The organism is Granulicatella sp. 20925_1_28, from assembly GCF_041433575.1.
Lineage (GTDB): Bacteria > Bacillota > Bacilli > Lactobacillales > Aerococcaceae > Granulicatella.
Map to the genome: position 1 here is coordinate 26,378 of NZ_JAPWBS010000007.1, position 16,116 is coordinate 42,493.

Genomic DNA, 16,116 nt, shown 5'->3' on the forward strand with positions numbered 1-16,116 from the left:
TTTTCTCTCTTTCATAAAGAGAGAACGACTGAACGACTGAACGATTGAACGCTCCTCATTCGAGCGTGTGATGTTCCCAAAGGATCGGGCGCATCGATAGAAGTAAAAGGCACAAGGAGGAAATGCTGATGACGATGCTAGCAACCATTTGTTATTTGGATAATGGCAAAGAATTTTTACTGTTATTACGCAACAAAAAGCCAAACGATGTCCATGAGGGCAAGTACATTGGCGTTGGTGGCAAGCTCGAAGCAGCAGAGACTCCAGAAGAATGTGCCGTGCGTGAGATTTTTGAAGAAACAGGACTGACTGCTACGAAGATGGAGATGAAAGGAATCATCACCTTCCCGGAATTTACCCCAGGGCACGATTGGTATACGTATGTGTTTCGTGTGACGGAGTTTTCAGGAGAGTTGATTGATTCGCCAGAAGGGACGCTGGAATGGGTTCCGTATGATGAAATCCTCCAGAAACCGTCTTGGGAAGGGGACCGCATTTTCCTAGAGTGGATTCTAGGGGATGAACCGTTCTTTTCTGCGAAATTCATCTATGAAGCGGGAGAATATGTCAGTCACAATGTAGAATTTTATGGAGAAAGAAAGTAAAGGAGAGACTATGGTAACAACTTACGAAGCTGGAAATTATGATGTAGTTGTCGTCGGTGCAGGTCATGCCGGCAGTGAAGCGGCGCTAGCAAGTGCACGTATGGGCGCAAAAACATTATTACTCACAATGAACTTAGAAATGGTGGCCTTCATGCCATGTAACCCATCTGTAGGAGGACCTGCAAAAGGGGTTGTCGTACGTGAAATCGACGCTCTTGGGGGCGAGATGGGTCGCAATATCGATAAAACGTATATTCAAATGCGTATGCTAAATACAGGGAAAGGCCCTGCCGTACGTGCCTTACGTGCGCAAGCGGATAAGCATTTATACGCGCAAGAAATGAAAAAGACAATCGAGAAGCAAGAGAACTTGGATTTACGCCAAGGAATTGCGGAAGAATTGATTGTTGAAGATGGCCTATGTAAAGGGGTTATCACGAATACAGGTGCCATCTATCGTTCAAAAGCGGTTGTTCTAACAGCCGGAACGTCTTCTCGTGGTCAAATTATTATCGGGGAATTGAAATATTCATCGGGTGCCAATAACTCACAACCATCGATTAAATTATCAGAGAACTTACTCGAATTAGGCTTTGAATTGGCGCGTTTCAAAACAGGAACTCCGCCACGTATCAAAGGCTCATCGATTGATTACAGTAAAACAGAAATTCAACCAGGGGATGACAAGCCCAACTTATTTAGTTTTACATCCAAAGACGAAGATTACCGTTATGACCAAATTCCTTGCTGGTTAACGTATACGAATGAAGGGACTCATGAAACGATTCGTGAGAACTTACACCGTGCACCGATGTTTACAGGGATTGTCGAAGGGGTCGGCGCGCGTTACTGCCCATCGATTGAAGATAAAATCGTTCGTTTCAGCGACAAGCCTCGTCACCAAATTTTCCTAGAGCCAGAAGGGGAAAATACGGAAGAAGTCTACATTCAAGGGTTATCGACTTCGCTTCCAGAAGACGTGCAAATCAAGATGATTCGTAGCGTGGAAGGGTTGGAAAATGCGGAGATGATGCGTACGGGTTACGCCATCGAGTACGATGTGGTTGTGCCACACCAATTGAAAAATACATTTGAAACAAAACTTATCCAAAACTTATTCACTGCCGGACAAATGAACGGAACGAGTGGATATGAAGAAGCAGCGGGGCAAGGGCTCTACGCTGGGATTAATGCCGTACGTAAGATTCGTGGAGAAGAGCCATTTATTCTTGGCCGAAGCGATGCGTATATCGGCGTATTGGTGGACGACTTGGTTACAAAAGGAACGACAGAACCTTACCGTCTATTGACCTCTCGTGCGGAATATCGTCTCTTACTTCGTCATGACAATGCCGATTTACGTTTAACAGAAAAAGGACGCGAGCTTGGATTGATTGACGACGAACGTTACGCCGCCTTCCAAGCAAAACAAGAAGCGATTGAAGCCGAAATCAAACGCATGCAATCGATTCGCTTGAAACCAACTGCCGAATTACAAGCGTTCTTGGCCGAAAAAGGATCTGCAGAATTGAAAGACGGCATCCTTTTAAGCGACTTGTTGAAACGTCCAGAATTAAGCTATGACGAATTAGTAGGCTTTGCTGGTGAAACGGTGGAAGTCTCTCGTGAAGTGAAAGAACAAGTAGAAATCTCGATTAAATATGAAGGCTATATTGCCAAAGCGATTGAAAAAGTTGAGAAATTAAAACGCATGGAAGCAAAACGTATTCCAGCCAATATCGACTATGATGCGATTAATGGGCTTGCGACCGAAGCGCGTCAACGTTTGAAATTGATTCAACCAGAAACGATTGCGCAAGCGAGCCGTATTAGTGGGGTGAACCCAGCCGACGTATCGATCTTGATGGTCTATATCGAACAAGGCAAGATTGCTAAAGTACAAGAATAAGGAGGCGCGTATGAAACCAGAAGAATTTTATCAAAGACTCCAAGAAGTGCATGGGATTACATTATCGGACGAGCAAAAGAAGCAGTTCGATCAATATTTCCATCTATTAGTGGAATGGAATGAGAAGATGAATTTGACGGCGATTACGGATGAAGAGGGCGTGTACTTGAAGCATTTCTACGATTCATTGGCGCTTGGATTCCATCATGAATTGACCGACCAAACGCTTTGCGACGTGGGGGCGGGTGCAGGATTTCCAAGTATTCCGTTAAAAATCGTCTTCCCAGACTTGAAAGTGACGATTGTGGATTCATTGAATAAACGCATTATCTTCTTGAATACATTAGTGGAGACGCTTGGGCTAAAAGACGTGCAATGTTTCCATGACCGCGCTGAAACTTTTGGGCAAAACAAGGAGTTCCGCGCATCGTTTGATGTGGTGACTGCTCGTGCTGTTGCCAAACTTAGTGTATTGAGCGAATTTTGCATGCCGCTCGTGAAAAAGCATGGGTATTTCCTTGCATTAAAAGCGGCGCATACAGAAGTAGAGTTGGAAGAAGCGAAAAAAGCGATCGCGATTCTTGGCGGAAAAGTAGAAGGGGATGTCTCTTTCGACTTGCCATATGAAGGCGGAAACCGTCACGTTGTCACGATTTTAAAGACGAAGGAAACACCGAATAAATATCCAAGAAAACCAGGCCTTCCATTGAAGAAGCCGTTATAAGCGAAAACCTCCTAGAAATTTTCTAGGAGGTTTCTTGTTTAAGGTTAGATAGTATTACGCGTTAAATTTATTTAAGATACTTTCGATATTTTTTATCAGTACTGAAACAGAGCCGTCTGGATTGTTAATGAATTCCACCATTTCCTTGTTTTCATAGATTTCACTTGGAATGGTAATTTCGATTCCGTTGTCCAGTTTGAATTTTTGCTTGCTATATTTGCGTTCGTATTTTGGCACGTTCGTTACGGCAATTTTTTCTGGAACGCGTTCTTCGGTGATGGCTAACTGTGCGGCTTCACGTGCGAGTGGTTTTTCCTCGAACACCTTATCGAAGATGGCTGCGGCATCGATTTCGTCCTGTTCTTCCAGCTGGTGGAAGATGGCTTGTTGCGTCGTTGCTAGCGCTTTGTACGGTTCCTCGTCGTGTTTTTTCGCGATATGAGTGACCGTTTTTTTGATTTCCTTGATTTGTTCTTTCGTTGTGACTGGTACCGTGATTTCTAAGAATTTTTCAGAGAAATAGGCAGTCTTTTGGCCTTCCATCACTACTTTTTTCTCGATTAAGTGGTAGTTTCCGTTTGATAAATCCACGATAAAAGCTTCCGAAGGTTTTTGCGTCGCGTTTGGTAAGATGGCGTGATTTTGTAAAATCGTATTGCTAACGGCTTCGCCTTCATAATCGACAAAGTGAGTGACTTTTGAACTGTAATCGAGGCGAATCATTCCAAATAGTGTACCACCTGTATCGCTTGTTCCTGTAAAGAATAAGTAATCCGCTGGTCCGATTTCTTCTGCTGGAGCAATAAGAGCAAAGAGCTTATCGGCTAACTGTTGCGTCTTTTCTAAGAAAGAAATGCTTTCATCTGCCAGATACCCAAGAAGCGGTTCGCTAGAAGCTAATTGACCGATATGTGGGTCGCCTTTTTTGATTTTATCTACGAGTTTTGTGATGTATTCAATGAGAAATGGGTCGCCCAGTTGCAGTGGCGCCTGTGATAAGAGTAAGTTTCCTGAATTTTTATCTAAAATATGTAAAACGGCTTCGTTAATGAGCATGAATGTGCTCCTTTCCTATTTCATTCGATAGAAAATATTATATAATAGAAAAATAGATTTGTAATGAAAAACGAGGGGAGTGCGCCATGGCGGTTTTAACGAAGATAGAAACACCATTAGGAACCGTAATTGTATCTAGTGACGGGCAGTCGTTGACGGGATTATGGTTTGCAGGGCAAAAATACGAGTGCGCCTTTGTGGAAGACGCAGTATGGGACGATTCGTTGCCGTTGTGGAAGACTGTGAAACAGGCGCTGGAGGACTATTTCCAAGGAGTGGGCGATGTAACTTCTGCCGTGCCAATTGCATTTGTAGGAGGGACAGCCTTCCAAAAAGCGGTATGGGACGTCTTGACAGAAATCCCCTATCAAACCGTGTGGACGTATAAAGACGTGGCCGAACGTGTCGAGGAAAAGCTAGGGCGAAAGACTTCCTCGCGAGCGGTGGGGACAGCCATCGGAAGAAATCCAATCAGTCTCTTTGTACCATGCCACCGCGTCGTAGCTACAACAGGAGCATTAACAGGCTATGCAGGAGGTGTGGAGCGAAAACGCGCGCTGCTTGCTCTTGAGGGGCATCGCATCACAAAAGACAAAGTGTCGAAAGGAGAAAGGCATGAAGCTTAAAATTGCAAAGGTCATTGTATCGGCGTTTGTGGCGCTACTCGTGGCACAGGCACTGAACTTAACGACGCCATCCGCGGCAGCCATTATTGCGATTCTCAGTGTCATGGACACGAAGAAAGTTTCGCTTGCGGCTACAGGGCAAAGGCTCGCGGCAGCCGTTTTGGCGCTTGTAATCGGAATGGGAATATTCGCTGTTTTTGGATTTGACGTGACGAGTTTCGGGTTGTATCTTCTTTGCTACATTCCTTTAGCGTATCTCTTAAAAGTGGATATCGGCGTGGCTCCGAGTACCGTCCTTGTGATTCACCTTTGGACGCAGCAACAACTTACTTTCAGCCTCTTCGTCAATGAACTCTTGCTTGTCACCATTGGGGCTGGTGTGGCGATTTTACTGAACTGGTATATGCCATCGTATCGCCAAGAAATCGAACGTGTCCGAGAGGAAATTGAAGATAAAATGCGTGAAGTTCTCTTGAAGATGTCAGGATTCCTGACGATTGGAAATGGAAGAAATGATGGCGAAGTGCTTCAGTTGTTGAAGGAAAAGTTGAGCGAGGCACGCGAATATGTACGACTCGAAGAGGAAAATCATTTAACCAAAGAAGTGACTTACGATTATCAATATTTCGAAATGCGCCGCGATCAAAGCAAGCTCTTGGAAATCATGGCTGCTAACTTAAACGAGTTCTGCTGGGACGGAGAAGAGATGGCGATTCTGTCGGGGATGTTTAAACAGACCGCACAGCAGTTAGCGGAACAAAATACGGCGAGTCAATTAATCGATGACATTGAAGACTTGTTGGAACATTTTCGCGAACGACCACTGCCACAAACGCGTTGTGATTTCGAAAAACGTGCGCAGTTATATCAGTTATTACGCGATTTGAAACGATTTGTACAATTGAAAGTCGATTTCTTCCAAATGTATGGCGTTCATTATTTCAAGAAGGTCGGAGAAAAGGAATAGGGACTATTGCTCTTTGTACAGGAGGCAGGAATTTATCCGACGTTGGCTTTTCAAAACAAACGATTCGAACAATTCATCTTTAACTTTGTTTTTCTATGAGAAAGACAAGGTTTTTTGTGTATTTACGCGGATATACTAGAGCTGACACTAAATTAGGGGGATAAATTATGGAAGAAAAAGGGTTAGCGGAGGTTGTCCATTTTGCAAAGGAGGATGAAGAGGAAGCAATCACCGAATTATTGCGGCGTTTTGATCCATTGATTATGAGCATTCATCACCATTATTTTTTTCATGAAATGGATCAAGACGATTTTGCGCAGGAAGCCCGTATCATGATGCTTCGGGCGGTGCATAAGTATGATGAGAATCATGCCGTCTCATTTGCCGGCTATTACCAGCGCTGCTTGAAAAATCTAGCAGTGGAGTGCCTGCGTAGGGAACATCGGCAGCGGCTCATTCCACACGAGTTAGTCGTTCGCGGAGAAAAGGCGGAACTCGCATTGCTCTCGGCATCGGTAGATTCGTGCGAGCGGCAAGTGCTTTTGCATGAAGAGGCGGAGGAATATTTCCACCACCTTTCCCGCTTTGAAAGAGATGTATTTTTAGGAGTATTGGATGGTGCGACCTTTGAGGAGATGGCGGACCATTTCGATAAATCGGTCACGTCCATCAAGGGAGCTCACAAGCGGTGCAAGAAGAAATTCAAAGACTATATTGGAGAAGGGTGATGTTAAAAGTAGATAAATTTATTTTGCTAGTTATTTTTAATGCTATGACTACCAATCTGAAACGGTTTGTAGTACAATAGCACGTGGCGATTTTTTGCCGATGAGGTTCGAAACCATCCCTCAATAAAAAAACTAGGAGGCAGTAACATGCAAAATAAAAAAACAAAATTGATTGTGATTAACGCAATCGTCGCAGCGCTATATGTGGTCGTTACATCATTAACAGCATTTATGGCATTTGGAAATATTCAATTCCGTATCGCGGAAATGTTGAACCACTTATTCGCTTTTGACAAAAAATACGGAATCGGTGTGGTTGCCGGTGTATTACTTGTCAACTCAGTATTTATGTCAGCATCTGGTCTAGGTTGGTATGACTTAGTATTCGGACTAGGACATTCTATTGTTTCATTCGCTATCAGCGCATTGATCTTTAAATCAGTGAAAGACGTTAAAACACGTATGTTTGTTTTAGCAGGTGTCTTCAGTGTGATGATCTTCTTAGTAGCGATTGAATTGAACTTAGCGCTAGAATTACCATTCTGGTTAAGCTATGGCGAAACATTCTTTGGTGAAATCGTCGTATTATTAGCGGGTGTTCCGTTGATGACGGCATTAAACAAAGCCATCGATTTGAAAAAATTAATCAATGATTAATCAACAGACGTCCGAGCGTGATGCTTGGGCGTTTTTTGATTGCAAGAACTCACTATTTTATGTAGAGTTAAGAGGAGACCTAAAGGAGGAATACAAATGGAGTTATTAAGCATTCCAGTAGGACGTTTGGAAGAAAATGTCTACTTTTTAATTGATGATAATAAAGAAACAGTGATTTTTGACCCAGGTGCACAAGCCGAGGACATCAAAGAGCTGATTAAAGAAGAAGGATTGAAGCCAGTTGCGATTGTTTTAACGCATGCACACGGAGACCATATCGGAGCCGTGGACGCGCTTCGTGAAGAGTACAATATTCCAATGTATATGAACGAGTTGGAGAAAGTGTTCTTAGACGATCCAGAATTGAACCGTTCATACTACTCTGGCGAAAATATTACCGTGAAGCCAGCGGATGGTTATTTCCCTAAAGAAATGGGTAAATGGAAAATCGGAAGCTTTGAACCAGAATTAGCACACATTCCAGGGCACTCACCTGGTGGAACGATCTTTATTTTTAGAGAAAATGGATTCGTCATCGGTGGAGACGTGATGTTTAAAGGTAGTGTTGGACGTAGTGATTTCCCATACGGAAGTCATAAAGAGTTAATGGAAGGCATCCACAAATACTTATTGCCATTACCTGCTGAAACAGTGATTTTCCCAGGACACGGGGAACCAACAACGCTAAAAGATGAAATTGCGACAAACCCATTCTTAAATGGCGCAACAAGATAAGAGGCGAAATTATGATTTTTGATACGCATACGCATTTAAATGTATCTGCGTTTGAAGGAGAAGAAAAAGAGGTCATCGCGCGTGCAAAGGAACTAGCAGTGACGCGTTTTGCGGTGGTGGGATTCGATACGGATACAATTACGCGAAGTCTGGAGCTTAGCGAAGAGTTCAAAGAAGTGGTTTCGATTATCGGATGGCATCCAACTGAAGCTTACCGCTATCATAAAGAAATCGAAGAATGGCTACAGCAACGTCTGACGCATCCGCAAGTAGTAGCGATGGGGGAAATGGGACTGGATTATTATTGGAAAGATTCAACGCCCGAGGAACAGGACAAAGTGTTCCGTCGCCAAATCGCGATTGCCAAAGAAATGAAATTGCCGATTGTGATTCATAACCGTGATGCGACAGAAGATTGCTACAAGATTCTAAAAGAAGAAGGCATTCAAGACATCGGGGGCATTATGCATAGTTATAATGGAGATGTGGAATTTATGAAACGTTTCTTAGACTTAGGCATGCATATTTCCTTTAGCGGGGTGACGACGTTCAAAAATGCACCGCAAGTTCGTGAATGTGCCAAATTAGTCGCATTCGACCGTATGTTAGTGGAAACCGATGCGCCGTATTTAGCCCCTGTGCCTTTCCGTGGAAAGAGAAACGAACCCGGCTATACGCGCTATGTGGTTGAGACAATCGCCAAAGAACGTGGCATATCTTGGGAAGAAGTGGCGGCCCAAACGACACAAAATGCCATCAAGCTATTCCGTATGGAAGAAAGAGGCTTGTTATGAATCCAGTCATTGTCGTAGAAGGGCGAGACGATACAAGACGCTTGAGAGAAATCTATCCGGATATCGAGACGATTGAAACAAACGGTTCTGCGATTGACGAAGAAACGATTGCGCTCATTCAAAAGGCGTTGCAAACGCGTGAAGTGATTGTGTTTACGGACCCTGATTATCCTGGAACTCGTATTCGCAACATCATTCAAGAGCGCGTACCAGGCGTGAAACATGCCTTTATCGAACGCGCAGAAGCCGTCAGAAAAGACAATCATAAGAGCCTTGGGGTGGAACACGCGAGTACCGAAGCCATCCAGCGAGCACTCGAATCGGTGCATGAGATTTCAACAGAAGCAGGAGAGCCAGTGATTTCACAAGCAACACTGATGGCGCTTGGGTTTATCGGACGACCGGATTCAGCAACGAGACGTCAAAAGGTGGCGGATTTTCTAAAAATTGGCCATACGAATGGAAAACAGTTCGCGAAAAGATTACAATTATTTGGTATTACAGAAGAACAATTAAGGGCGGCACTTGAGGCTGTCTTAGAAAATGAGGACAAACATGAATGAAATAAAGGATATCGCGACGCCGAAAAGAACGCGCGAGATTATGGAACGTCATGGACTAACGGTAAAAAAGAGTCTAGGGCAAAACTTCCTAATTGAACCGAATATTTTAACGCGTATGCTAGAAGTGGCGGGAGTCGACAAAACGACAAACGTTATTGAAATCGGACCAGGGATTGGTGCGTTGACCGAACGTCTAGCAAGAGAAGCTAAACAAGTGCTGGCGTTTGAAATCGATGGCCGTTTGTTACCAGTGCTCGATGAAACATTGGCCCCATACGATAATGTAACAGTGGTTCATAGCGACATCTTGGACGTCGACTTAGAGCAAGTCATCGGAGAGCATTTCGACATTAACGAGCCATTATTAGTCGTGGCCAACTTGCCGTACTATATTACAACGCCAATCATTATGAACTTATTGGAATCGAAATTGCCAATCGATGGGTTTGCGATGATGATGCAAAAAGAAGTGGCGCAACGAATGACGGCTGAGCCAAATTCGAAGGTATATGGATCACTTACGATTGCGATTCAATATTTCTGCGAGGCAAGCATTGGATTTATCGTGCCGAAGACGGTCTTCAATCCAGCTCCGAATGTGGATTCTGCGATTTTAGTATTGAAACGTCGCGAAAACCCACTCGTGGAAGTAAAAGACGAAGCGAAATTCTTCGCGCTCGTGAAAAACAGCTTCGTGCAACGTCGTAAAACGCTCTGGAATAATTTAGCCAAAGCTTACGTTGGGAATGGCCATACAAAAGAAAGCTTAGCCGCTGCATTAGAAGCTGCAGGTATTGACCCATCTAGACGTGCCGAAACACTGACGATTGAAGAGTTCGCCCGCTTAAGCGACGCACTTTAGTGGTGGAAATATAACTCAGAAGAATAACAAATTTAAGAAGATGATACCGAAGGAACTTACGGAGTCTATCATTACCGCGATGATGAAGCAATCCGTAAGTAACGAAAGGTATCATCTTTAATATGCAAAGTTATTAAAAAATATTTTTAAATAACTATTGCTTTTTACGAATCGCAGGAGTATACTCTAATTAAAGATAAATTTAAATAGAAAGAAGATGAGATCATGGCAGTGAACGAAGTAATGGCCGCTCTTTCTGATGAGACGCGTCGCCAGATTTTGGAAATCCTGCGAAAAGGGAAGACCAACACCGGTGACCTTGCCACGATGATTGGGATGACGCCGCAAGCCTTATCCTATCACCTTAGAAAGCTAAAAAACGCTGATTTAATCTATGAAACACGCTATAAAAACTTTATTTATTATGAATTGAATTTGACCGTACTGGATGAAGCCATTGTATGGATCAATCAAATTATTGGGGGAAAATAACATGGAACAAGTAAAACAATTTAAAAAATATGCCTATCTCGCATTGATGTTTGCACCACTCGTTGTATCACTCTTTGTGGTATGGTTCTTACCAGAAACCATCGTATCGCGCATGGACTTGGCGGGAAATGTGACGGCAACGGCAAGTAGATTCTCAATCTTTCTCTTCCCAATTCTTGTAGCGATTCTTGGGTTTGCGATTCGTGTTGCAAGCTCATCTCCAAAACTAACAGGGGGCAATGTAAGAACGGCTCGTTCAATTAGCTGGATTCTCTTATTGTTATTGAACGTCATTGCTTACTTCCAATTCTGGTTATACCTAGGTGGAATGACAGCAGGTGCGCAAATGAGCCGCTTCCTCACATTTATTCTAGGGGTATTCTTTATCCTTATCGGAAATCTAGCGCCAAAAATCAAAGAGAATTCAAAACACTTCGGATTCCGTGCTTCATGGCTTAAAAACAATGACGCAGCCTTCCGTAAAACACAACGATTCTTCGGAATTGCCTCTGTAGTGGCAGGTGTCCTCATGATGCTTACAGGAATCTTCATGGGAAATAATGTTGCCATTCTTGTCGCAACGATGATTATGATTATTTTAATCGCAGTGACGGGTGGTTATTCTTACTACATTGCAAATGTTGAAGCAGCATAAAAGAAAATAAGCTTTCATTTTAAAAAAGATGAAAGCTTGTTTTTTTATTTTATTTTAGTCTAGTCCTTCTGGCAGCACGACTGTAATGTCTTTTTCATGCATTTCAAAGTCGATAGCCCATCGACAGTTAAATTTTATAGTGTCAGTTTGCTCATTATAAGTGAGCAATCCAATCGTATTTAACGCACTCTTATGACAAAGCAATAATTTTTTATTACTGATATCCATTACTGTGTCGATGTTAGGTGAGATATGAATAGAATAAGTTCCTAATTTTATTGTCTCCATTTTTACTCCTCCATTAAATCAATAGAATCACGATTCAGATTCAGAAAAGAATAATCTTCTTTTTTTAACGGAATTATTTGAATGTTTTCTTCCGCAATTCTTACTTTCATCAACCCGAGATTCGTGAAGTGTAATTGTTTAGTTTCTGGGCAGATATATATACGTGCAGTGCTGTGATAAGTAGGTGGAGTTAATACTATTAGCTCTTCGTTTTCTTGATGAATCACTTCAAAAGAAAGCGGAATTTGAACTGTATAATCTCCAATGAAAAAATTTTGGAATGTCATTCTATCCCCCCTAAATGATGACTGTGTCCTTCAAAATCAGGGTGAAGGATGTATTGAAATTCATCAGGGAACGCTATTTCGACGAAAATTTGATGGTGTTGAATCATGTAAGATGAGTTACCACCATTGATAATATCACAGCTGTCTGTGTCAGAGTTATATAGGATAAATAAGTAAGTTTGAAGAGTGCGAGAAGATAAAATCTTTAACCCTTCAGGTAACTGAAACCCAAGTAAATCTGTGCCTAGATGCACTGTATAATTTCCTAGAGTAAAAACTGACATAGTTGACCTCCTGTTACGGTCTTAGGTAATTTCCATACATATCATAGGGACCAATGCTAGTTCCATTTCGGTTAAAAAGTTTCTAGAACCTCGCGCTTGTTGTAAATATCTGTTGTACAAAATTATTAATGAGTTAATAAATAGTAAATGGTGCTTCCTACAAAATAAGTGAGTAAACCTAAAACTCCAGCAATAAAATATCCCTTACGATCGTCTTTCATGATAGTTCCTCCTTTTGAATGGATGTTATTTTGTAGTGCTATTTCAAGCTTAGACTAACATATGTAAGCGTTTTTGTAAATGATTATTTTCCGAATTCTGTAAGAACATTTTCGTTTTAACTCACTTGATTTTTATTGTTATATTAATAATCGTGCACTTTTTAGTTTAGGGGCTATCTGTGCTATAATAGAAAGGTACATATTGGTGGAAGAGAGGTTAACTTTATGCAAATAAATTGGGACAGTTTATTTTCATGGGGGAGTTTTCGCAATCTGATTGATATTCTGATTGTGTGGTATATACTCTATAATATTTTAGTCATTATTAAAGGAACTCGTGCGATTAACCTAATGAAGGGAATTGCGGTAATCGCAGCGATTAAGTTTATCAGTTTCTTCCTTGGCTTAAACACCTTGGACTGGATTATGAACTTCGTGATTCAATGGGGAGTTGTAGCGGCGCTAATCGTTTTCCAACCAGAAATTCGTCGTGGGTTAGAGCACATCGGTCGTTCAAACTTCTTCTCTCGTAAATACGAAAGTGCGAACGAAGCAGAAGTCATGATTTCCGAATTGAATACAGCGATTCAATATATGGCGAAACGTCGTATCGGGGCGTTGATTTCGATTGAACAAGGGAACTCCTTGGAAGAGTTTATCAATACAGGGATTCCGATTCATTCAGATATCTCAAATCAGTTAATCACGAATATTTTCATTCCAAACACACCGCTTCACGATGGGGCAGTAATTATTCGTGACTACAAGATTGCCGCAGCAGCGTGCTACTTGCCACTCTCTGAGAATAAGATGATTCCGAAAGAATTAGGAACGCGTCACCGTGCCGCTATCGGACTGAGTGAAGTGAGCGATGCGATTACAATTATCATTTCTGAAGAAACAGGGAAAGTCAGCGTTGCGATTCGTGAGAAATTACACCGTGAGTTAAGTTCAAGCGAATTAGTAGCGGTTCTATCTGAACAACTAGTGGTTGAAGACCAAGGAGATGCAGAGCCAACGATTGTTCGTTGGGTACGTGACTTCTTCAAAGGAGGTCGTTCAAATGGCTGAATGGATGAATCGTAAATCATTCTTACTAGTGATGTCGTTTATTTTAACCATCTTCCTATTCGCGTTAGCAACCGACGCGAATGGAGGCTTGCGTTCATCATCATTAAATCCACAATCAAGTTCAAATACGATTACGAATGTACCCATCTATGTGGATATCAATAGTGATGAATATGCCGTAACAGGATTACCGGATTCTGTTGCGCTACGTCTGGAAGGCCCAAATAGCTTAATTTTAAGCACAACAGGAAATGGAACTTATCGTGTGAAAACTCCTAACTTAACAGAATTAGGAGAAGGAAAACATACGATTACGTTGGAAGTGACAGGATTACCGACAGGAGTTCATGGAATCGTGTCTCCAGAAACAGTAGAAATTAACATCGAAAAGATTACGACGAAGGAAGTTCCAGTTGTCGTGAAGGCTGATGCTTCAAGTATTGGAAATGGTTATCAAGTCGGCGAAGGAGTCGCTTCACCAGCAACTGTAACGGTGAAAGCAGCAACATCTATCGTGAACCAAGTCGATAAAGTAGTCGCAAATGTTGCGATTCCTGAAGGAACAAAAACAGACTATACGACTACGGCTCAATTACAAGCATTAGATGCAACAGGAAAACCGGTAGCGGTGAAAATTGATCCAGAACGCGTACAAGTTCGCGTGTCAATTTCATCGAGTCAAAAGACCGTTCCATTAGTCTTAACGACAACAGGATCTTCATCGAACTATTCATATTTATTGAATTCTACTACTAAGCAAGTTACAATTTTAGGAGCTCAGTCGAGCTTAGACCAAATCAAGGCAATACCTGTATTGGTGGACGTGAGCAATATTACGCAGTCGACAACTAAAACAATTACGTTGACGCTGCCTTCAGGGGTGCATAGCATTTCACCTGAAACCATCGAGGTTACAATTACGGTGACAAGGAACAGTCTAACGGCGACAGAGGCGTCGACCACACAAACTGTGACAACAGAAGAACCGACAGAAACCACAAAAGAACAAACAACACAAGCCCAATAACGGGTGAAGGAGAACAACACTATGGGGAAATATTTTGGAACAGATGGCGTTCGCGGAGTAGCGAATGCAGAATTAACACCTGAATTAGCATTTAAACTAGGTCGTTACGGCGGTTACGTTTTATTGCAACAAGCGGAAGGAAACGCACATCCACGCGTATTAGTGGGGCGTGACACTCGTATTTCAGGCCAATTATTAGAGCATGCTTTAATCGCAGGATTACTTTCTGTAGGGATTGAAGTAATGCAACTTGGAGTCATTCCAACTCCAGGTGTTGCGTACTTAACACGTATGCAAGGGGCTGTAGCTGGGGTTATGATTTCAGCGTCACACAACCCAGCACAAGATAACGGAATTAAATTCTTCGGTTCAGACGGGTTCAAATTAACGGATGAAACGGAAGCACAAATCGAAGCATTATTAGATGCTAAAGAAGATACATTACCACGCCCTTCCACAGATGCATTAGGAACAGTGGATGAGTATTTAGAAGGAACATTGAAATACAGCCAATTCCTACAAAATACAGTGGATTCATTATCTGGAATTAAAGTAGCACTAGACGGAGCGAATGGAGCAACGGCTTCAATGTTAACGCGTCTATTCGCTGATTTAGACACAGAATTCCACACAATGGGTGACAAACCAAACGGCGTGAACATTAACGATGGCGTTGGATCAACACATCCAGAAGCGTTAGTGGCATTCGTGAAAGAAACAGGCGCAGACCTTGGATTAAGCTTCGATGGAGACGGCGACCGCTGTATCGCAGTGGATGAAAATGGCGAAATCGTTGATGGCGATAAAATCATGTTCATCCTTGGTAAACACTTCAAGAACCAAGGAACGCTCAGCAAAGATACAATCGTATCAACGGTGATGAGTAACTTAGGATTCCATAAAGCGGTAGAAGCTGAAGGCATGGTTGCCCTTCAAACAGCTGTAGGTGACCGTTATGTTGTTGAAGAAATGCGTAAAAACAACTACAACTTCGGTGGAGAACAATCAGGACATATCGTTATCCTTGATTTGAACACAACAGGGGACGGCTTACTTTCAGGAATTCAATTAATGAATGTAATGAAACAAACTGGTAAATCATTAAGCGAATTAGCAAGTGAAGTGCCAACATACCCACAAGAATTAGTGAACATCCGTGTGAGCGATAAAAACGGTGTGATGGAAGTTCCAGCGATTAAAGAAGTCATCGATGCTGTAGAAGCAGAGATGGCAGGAAACGGCCGCGTTCTTGTACGTCCAAGTGGTACAGAGCCGCTTGTTCGTGTCATGGTTGAAGCGCCAACAGATGAACTGGTTCACGATTACGTAACACGTATCGCGGATGTTGTTCGCAAAGAAGTTGGAATTGACTAATTTTAGAATAAACGATAAGGAAAGAGAGCTTTGAAAAAGCTCTCTTTTTTGTTGTTGGAGATTGAAAACGAAATTGGGGAAAATGAGATGTGTCGCTTCAAACCTTGTGGATACAAGAATTCTTAAAATAAATTAACAAATGTTAACTTTATTGTTATAATAGAATCGAGTTAAAATGCGAAATTTAAAGG

20 protein-coding genes and 1 riboswitch are annotated in these 16,116 nt (G+C 42.2%); of the genes, 16 read left to right on the forward strand and 4 right to left on the reverse strand.

The genetic code is table 11. The features are described from left to right. Positions 1-128 precede the first annotated feature (128 nt). From O3793_RS04940 to rsmG, 3 genes are read left to right on the forward strand one after another with little or no spacing between them, the layout of a single operon-like run. Positions 129-605, forward strand: coding sequence for an NUDIX domain-containing protein (locus O3793_RS04940; protein WP_371446093.1), 477 nt, complete (start codon positions 129-131; stop codon positions 603-605). A gap of 10 nt (positions 606-615) precedes the next feature. Next, positions 616-2,514: a tRNA uridine-5-carboxymethylaminomethyl(34) synthesis enzyme MnmG gene (gene mnmG / locus O3793_RS04945; RefSeq protein WP_371446094.1), complete on the forward strand. Its 1,899-nt coding sequence runs from the start codon at positions 616-618 to the stop codon at positions 2,512-2,514. 10 nt (positions 2,515-2,524) lie between these two features. Then, entirely contained in the window at positions 2,525-3,238 is a 714-nt protein-coding gene (gene rsmG, locus O3793_RS04950) for a 16S rRNA (guanine(527)-N(7))-methyltransferase RsmG (RefSeq protein WP_371446095.1), read from the forward strand. Positions 3,239-3,292: 54 nt separating this feature from the next. On the opposite strand, the gene O3793_RS04955 is transcribed toward rsmG, so the two are convergent. Then, positions 3,293-4,294: a nucleoid-associated protein gene (locus O3793_RS04955; protein WP_371446096.1), complete on the reverse strand. Its 1,002-nt coding sequence runs from the start codon at positions 4,292-4,294 to the stop codon at positions 3,293-3,295. Between the two features lie 86 nt (positions 4,295-4,380). On the opposite strand from O3793_RS04955, the gene O3793_RS04960 reads away from it, so the two are divergent. The 10 genes from O3793_RS04960 (at position 4,381) to O3793_RS05005 (ending at position 11,373) form a co-directional block, all read left to right on the forward strand. Then, on the forward strand, positions 4,381-4,920 hold the full coding sequence (locus tag O3793_RS04960) for a methylated-DNA--[protein]-cysteine S-methyltransferase (protein ID WP_371446097.1): 540 nt from the start codon (positions 4,381-4,383) through the stop codon (positions 4,918-4,920). Beyond that, positions 4,910-5,887 carry an aromatic acid exporter family protein gene (locus O3793_RS04965; RefSeq protein WP_371446098.1) on the forward strand — a complete coding sequence of 326 codons (978 nt, stop codon included), beginning with the start codon at positions 4,910-4,912 and terminating at the stop codon, positions 5,885-5,887. Before O3793_RS04960 ends, O3793_RS04965 begins: the two co-directional genes overlap by 11 nt. 167 nt (positions 5,888-6,054) lie before the next feature. After that, entirely contained in the window at positions 6,055-6,615 is a 561-nt protein-coding gene (locus tag O3793_RS04970; protein ID WP_371446099.1) for a sigma-70 family RNA polymerase sigma factor, read from the forward strand. A 96-nt stretch (positions 6,616-6,711) separates the two neighbouring features. Then, a riboswitch (PreQ1 riboswitch) is annotated at positions 6,712-6,757 on the forward strand. A gap of 5 nt (positions 6,758-6,762) precedes the next feature. Continuing rightward, complete coding sequence (locus O3793_RS04975) at positions 6,763-7,272, forward strand: QueT transporter family protein (protein WP_371446100.1); 510 nt, start codon at positions 6,763-6,765, stop codon at positions 7,270-7,272. Positions 7,273-7,368: 96 nt separating this feature from the next. Next, entirely contained in the window at positions 7,369-8,007 is a 639-nt protein-coding gene (locus O3793_RS04980; RefSeq protein WP_371446101.1) for an MBL fold metallo-hydrolase, read from the forward strand. 11 nt (positions 8,008-8,018) lie between these two features. Next, positions 8,019-8,801, forward strand: a complete 783-nt coding sequence (locus tag O3793_RS04985) for a TatD family hydrolase (RefSeq protein ID WP_371446102.1) — start codon at positions 8,019-8,021, stop codon at positions 8,799-8,801. Further along, positions 8,798-9,364 carry a ribonuclease M5 gene (gene rnmV / locus O3793_RS04990; RefSeq protein WP_371446103.1) on the forward strand — a complete coding sequence of 189 codons (567 nt, stop codon included), beginning with the start codon at positions 8,798-8,800 and terminating at the stop codon, positions 9,362-9,364. The genes O3793_RS04985 and rnmV overlap by 4 nt, the downstream gene beginning before the upstream one ends. Next, positions 9,357-10,226, forward strand: a complete 870-nt coding sequence (gene rsmA / locus O3793_RS04995) for a 16S rRNA (adenine(1518)-N(6)/adenine(1519)-N(6))-dimethyltransferase RsmA (RefSeq protein ID WP_371446104.1) — start codon at positions 9,357-9,359, stop codon at positions 10,224-10,226. Before rnmV ends, rsmA begins: the two co-directional genes overlap by 8 nt. 225 nt (positions 10,227-10,451) lie before the next feature. Beyond that, complete coding sequence (locus tag O3793_RS05000; RefSeq protein ID WP_048711185.1) at positions 10,452-10,718, forward strand: metalloregulator ArsR/SmtB family transcription factor; 267 nt, start codon at positions 10,452-10,454, stop codon at positions 10,716-10,718. 1 nt (position 10,719) lies between these two features. After that, positions 10,720-11,373: an SdpI family protein gene (locus O3793_RS05005; RefSeq protein WP_371446105.1), complete on the forward strand. Its 654-nt coding sequence runs from the start codon at positions 10,720-10,722 to the stop codon at positions 11,371-11,373. Positions 11,374-11,427: 54 nt separating this feature from the next. On the opposite strand, the gene O3793_RS05010 is transcribed toward O3793_RS05005, so the two are convergent. From O3793_RS05010 to O3793_RS05020, 3 genes are read right to left on the reverse strand one after another with little or no spacing between them, the layout of a single operon-like run. Further along, positions 11,428-11,661 carry a hypothetical protein gene (locus O3793_RS05010; RefSeq protein WP_371446106.1) on the reverse strand — a complete coding sequence of 78 codons (234 nt, stop codon included), beginning with the start codon at positions 11,659-11,661 and terminating at the stop codon, positions 11,428-11,430. Between the two features lie 2 nt (positions 11,662-11,663). After that, positions 11,664-11,948, reverse strand: coding sequence for a hypothetical protein (locus tag O3793_RS05015; RefSeq protein WP_371446107.1), 285 nt, complete (start codon positions 11,946-11,948; stop codon positions 11,664-11,666). Continuing rightward, on the reverse strand, positions 11,945-12,232 hold the full coding sequence (locus O3793_RS05020; protein WP_371446108.1) for a hypothetical protein: 288 nt from the start codon (positions 12,230-12,232) through the stop codon (positions 11,945-11,947). Before O3793_RS05020 ends, O3793_RS05015 begins: the two co-directional genes overlap by 4 nt. A 446-nt stretch (positions 12,233-12,678) precedes the next feature. Between O3793_RS05020 and cdaA the strand changes: the two genes are divergently transcribed. The 3 genes from cdaA to glmM are packed head-to-tail and all read left to right on the forward strand — an operon-like array spanning position 12,679 to position 15,925. Continuing rightward, positions 12,679-13,524 (forward strand): diadenylate cyclase CdaA, encoded by an 846-nt coding sequence (gene cdaA, locus O3793_RS05025; protein ID WP_371446109.1) that lies wholly within the window; start codon positions 12,679-12,681, stop codon positions 13,522-13,524. Continuing rightward, the gene (locus O3793_RS05030; RefSeq protein WP_371446110.1) at positions 13,517-14,551 is read left to right on the forward strand and encodes a YbbR-like domain-containing protein; all 1,035 of its coding nucleotides are present in this window, start codon (positions 13,517-13,519) and stop codon (positions 14,549-14,551) included. Before cdaA ends, O3793_RS05030 begins: the two co-directional genes overlap by 8 nt. Positions 14,552-14,572: 21 nt before the next feature. After that, positions 14,573-15,925 carry a phosphoglucosamine mutase gene (glmM, locus tag O3793_RS05035; protein ID WP_371446111.1) on the forward strand — a complete coding sequence of 451 codons (1,353 nt, stop codon included), beginning with the start codon at positions 14,573-14,575 and terminating at the stop codon, positions 15,923-15,925. Positions 15,926-16,116 lie beyond the last annotated feature (191 nt).